At 49.8% G+C, this 4,326-nt stretch carries 3 protein-coding genes and 1 pseudogene; 3 read left to right on the top strand and 1 reads right to left on the bottom strand.

The genetic code is table 11. The features are described from left to right. Positions 1 to 78 precede the first annotated feature (78 nt). From Q0144_RS05930 to Q0144_RS05920, 3 genes are all read left to right on the top strand, one after another. A complete protein-coding gene (locus Q0144_RS05930) occupies positions 79 to 909 on the top strand; it encodes a class I SAM-dependent methyltransferase (protein WP_298062538.1) in 831 nt (276 codons plus the stop codon). 228 nt (positions 910 to 1,137) lie between these two features. Then, entirely contained in the window at positions 1,138 to 2,550 is a 1,413-nt protein-coding gene (locus Q0144_RS05925) for an alanine/glycine:cation symporter family protein (RefSeq protein ID WP_298062536.1), read from the top strand. Between the two features lie 146 nt (positions 2,551 to 2,696). After that, positions 2,697 to 3,383 carry an MOSC domain-containing protein gene (locus Q0144_RS05920; RefSeq protein ID WP_298062534.1) on the top strand — a complete coding sequence of 229 codons (687 nt, stop codon included), beginning with the start codon at positions 2,697 to 2,699 and terminating at the stop codon, positions 3,381 to 3,383. A gap of 749 nt (positions 3,384 to 4,132) precedes the next feature. Here the strand turns inward: Q0144_RS05920 and Q0144_RS05915 are convergent. Continuing rightward, positions 4,133 to 4,326, bottom strand: a pseudogene (locus Q0144_RS05915) (hypothetical protein); the annotation flags it as partial.

The following is a 4,326-nucleotide window of genomic DNA, read 5'->3' as shown; positions in this document are numbered from 1 at the left end:
TATTTAGTAAGGATATAATAATATATATTAAAAATAAGCGGTATTTTGCTCGCGATGACACCGCAAGAAAGGCACTTCATGCAAAAGCCAAATTTTAAAGATAGCGTTTCTGAGACGCTACTAATCAACGTCTATATGCGCCATCTGGATTTCAAAGACGCAGATCCGATCCTAAACGATCCCTTTTCAAGCGCCGTCGTAGAGCAGATCGATTATGATTTTGCAAAATTCGACGACGCGCACCTTAGTAAAACGGGTACGGTGATCCGCGCGAAATTTTTCGACGACGAGACGCTGCGGCTCGCGGCGGAGTTCGACCACCCTATCATCGTGCAGCTTGGCGCAGGGCTCGACACCCGCCCGCTTAGGCTCCAGAGCGCCCTGCCGAGCGCCCTATTTTACGACCTCGATCTGCCCGACGTCATCGCCACACGCGATGTGCTGCTGCCCAAAGCACAAAACAATTTCAGCCTACCCCGCTCGATGTTAGATCTTTCGTGGATGGATGAGCTAGTCGCAAAGCACGGCAGCGCGGGCTACATCTTCATCTTAGAGGGCGTGAGTATGTATTTTGAAAAGGAGGAATTTAAAAAATTTTTTATCGCGTTTTCACAAAAATTTAGCGGCTACGTGCTGAGCGACTTCATGAGCGAGTTTTCGGTAAGAAAATTCGACTCCAAGCGCCACGATGCGATGCGGCACATGCAAAACGCGCCCTTTAAAATGGGCATTAGCGGCGGTGCAGAGGTGCAGAGCTGGGAGCCTGCGCGTATCCGCTTCATAAAAGAGGCCGCGATGATGAAAATGTACCGCGAGCACTGGAGCCTTAAAGCGCGCCTCTTTAGCCTGATACCCGCCTTTTGCAACGCGTGCAAGATGTTCGTTTTCAAAATCGGCGGTGATGAATAGGCTTAAAAATTTCAGTTGATTGCTTTGCAAATTTCGACAGCTAAGGCGGGAATTCTAAGCTGCTTATCTGGCAAGCTGGCATGCAGAGCAAACGGCATATACTGCTTTGCTTAATGCTTGAGTAAAATTATAAAAACGCTTTAAAATTTCGCTTAAATTTACCTCGATTTATAGGAATTTAAGAGTTTTTAAAATATATTTTCGCATCTTAAATTCACGGAAAAGATCATGCAAAATTTTCTCGACAAACTCACCGCCACAATTGACGCAATCAACTCCTTTTTGTGGGGTCCGTACTTTCTAATCGCCCTACTTTGCGGCACCGGCGCGTATTTTACGGCACGCTTGCATTTAGTGCAAATTTTTAAATTTAGAATGGGTGCGCACAAGCTTTTCGGCAACTTCTCCCTGCACGGCGAGGCTGCGGGTAAAAGCGGCATGAGCTCGTTCCAAGCCGTCGCTACGGCGATCGCGGCGCAGGTAGGCACCGGCAACCTGGTAGGCGCCAGCACCGCGCTAATAATGGGCGGGCCGGGCGCGATATTTTGGATGTGGTGCGCAGCGTTTTTGGGTATGGCGACGAATTTCGCAGAGATCTGCCTAGCTCAAATTTACCGCACCAAGGACGACAGCGGACATATGATCGGAGGACCCGCATTTTACATCAGCCGCGGACTCAAAAGCCCCTTTGCTAAGCCTTTAGCGGCGTTTTTTGCGCTAGCCATCATCTTTGCTTTGGGTTTCATGGGCAATATGGTGCAGGCAAACTCCATCTCCGACGGCTTTAGCGGCGCATTCGGAATTCCGAAGTGGGTGAGCGGCGCGGCCTTAGCGCTCATCTGCTGCGTCATCTTTTTCGGCGGCGTCAAAGCGATCGCGCGCGTAGCCGAAAAGGTCGTGCCTATAATGGCGATCTGCTACGTGCTAGTCGGTCTCGTCATCATCGGCTCAAATTTCGATAAAATTCCATCCGTCATCGCGCTGATATTCAAAGCTGCGTTCGATCCATCGGCTGCCTGGGGCGGCGCTACGGGCGCTACGATCGCCACTGCGATGAGATACGGCATCGCGCGCGGGCTCTTTTCAAACGAAGCGGGCATGGGCTCGACGCCGCACGCACACGCTGCAGCGAACGTCAAACACCCCGTAGATCAAGCCGTGCTCGGTATAATGGGCGTTTTCGTCGATACCTTCATCGTGCTTAACATCACCGTTTTCGTCGTGCTCAGCACCGACGTAGTCACCTTCGAAAACGGCAAAGCGGTATTTTCGGGCATCTCGCTGGTGCAGGAAGCCTTCGGGTCGCAAATTTTGGGTCGCAGCGGCGGCTACGGCTTCGTGGCGATCTGCCTATTTTTCTTCGCATTTACTACGATTTTGGGTTGGTATTACTTCGCCGAGATTAATGTGCGCTATCTGCTCGGTGCAAAATTCGTCAAGCTCTTGCAAATTTTGGTCGTCGCGTTCGTATTCATAGGAAGCGTGCAAAAGATCGACCTCGTCTGGGGGCTAGCCGATATGTTTAACGGACTGATGGTGATCCCCAACTTAATCGCGATCATCCTGCTTAGCCCCGTCGTCGTGCGGCTTTTGAGCGACTTTAACGACGGCAAAAGCTACGACGCGAACGACTACAAATAACGCCGCGCGCTAAATTTCAAGCCCGCGCTTGGAATTTAGCGCAAAATCGCCGCAAAATTTAGAACTTTTAAATTCTTTTCTAGCTAAAATCCGTGCCTAAATTTTATGATTTAAGGAGAACGCATGCAAATTTTAAGGAGCGAAAAATGCCCGTTTTAAAGGCATTGCTGACCGGTCAACCGCGCGCTTACGGCGACGAGCGCGCTACGCAGCCTCTAAAAAGGCGCTGGGAGACGGCGATTTTTAAGCAAGCTAGAGCGGGCGAAGTGCGCGCAAACGAGCTTGGGTTCGAGGGCGACGCGGTAGCCGACACACTGCATCACGGCGGAGAGGAAAAGGCAATTTTTGCCAACTCGCTGCAAAATTACGCCGCGTGGGAGAGGTTTTTGAGGCTTAGAAATCTAGCCTACGGCGCAATGGGCGAAAACCTCACGATCAGCGGACTACACGAGCAAAATGTCTGCATCGGCGATGTGCACCGCATAGGCTCGCTGGTGCTGCAAGTAAGCCAGCCGCGCAAGCCCTGCTACAAGCTCTCGATGCGCTGGGGTAACGCGGAGATGACGGCGGAGATCGCGCGCAGCGGACTTACCGGCTGGTACTATCGCGTGCTGGAGGCGGGCTCGTGCCGCGCGGGCGACGAGATCTACGTCGTGGGACGCGACCCCGTTATGATGAGCGTGATGGAGCTTAACCGTCTATTTTACGGCGATCGCCTCGATGAAAAGCTGCTAGCAAAATTTAACCTACTTACGACGCTTACGCCAAAATGGCGCGAGGATATGCGCCGCAAGCTAGAAGGCAGCTACGACGACGACTTTATGCGGCTATAAAATTTAGCCTCGAAGCGGCGTTTTAAAACAGCAAAGTAGCGCCGCTCCTTGTTAGTTTTAATACACACTCTTGGTGCGGATTTCAAAATACTTTCTTGCGAGCCAGCCTGCAAAATACTTTTTTGCTTGAGTATTTAAAACATCTTCTAGGCTTTCGGTATCAGCGCGCAAAACTACTTCTTAAGTGCAAGCATAAATTTAGGCTAAATTCCAAAAACGAAATTTTAATTTAATCCACGCCTCACGCACGCAAACGATCTATTCTCGCACTCTGTTTTGCAATACGATACAGGCTACAAACGGAATTAAAAATGCAAATTTAACCGCACTTAGAATTTAAGCCGCTATGAAATCTAAATTTAATCGCACATTAAAAGCCGCGCGTGCGCTCTTTGTAAATTTTAAAATTTAAAAGCGGTAAATTTAATCCCCTTGCTACGCAGCGATTTTTTCCAAAATCAAAAAGCGAACTATTTTTACTCGCGTAACACATTCATCTCGCGCATTCAGCGGCGTGGCTCTTACGCTGCAAACGAGCTTTCTCAAAGCTTTGTAACGCGCGTCAAATTAGACATGTCAGATGCTTCGCCAAGCGCCTTTCAAAGCTCATTCATAGCGCTCGCTATAAGTAGAATTTTACGCGGCGCGGTAACAATTACGACCTTTTAAGAGCGCGACCGCAGCTCAAAAGCCTACTTCAGCTTTTTAAACCGCGCACTGTATGGCTCAAAGTCCGTCCATTCCCCTGCTCAATCAACTATCGTAATCCCCGCATCCGCGCAGGTTTTTCGCGCCTTTTTAGATATGCCGATGCCGGTCGTCTCGATTTTTTTAAGATTTTTGAAGGGCGCAAGCTCGGCGGTATCGATGTTTTTGATGTCAAAAAGCTCGTCCTCGCCGTCCCAATCAGGCGCGATTTGCAGGTAAATTTCGTTCCCGCCGT

Source organism: uncultured Campylobacter sp., from assembly GCF_938045345.1.
Lineage (GTDB): Bacteria > Campylobacterota > Campylobacteria > Campylobacterales > Campylobacteraceae > Campylobacter_B.
The sequence above is the reverse complement of the archived record's forward strand: the minus strand, read 5'-3'. Positions and strand labels throughout refer to the sequence as shown.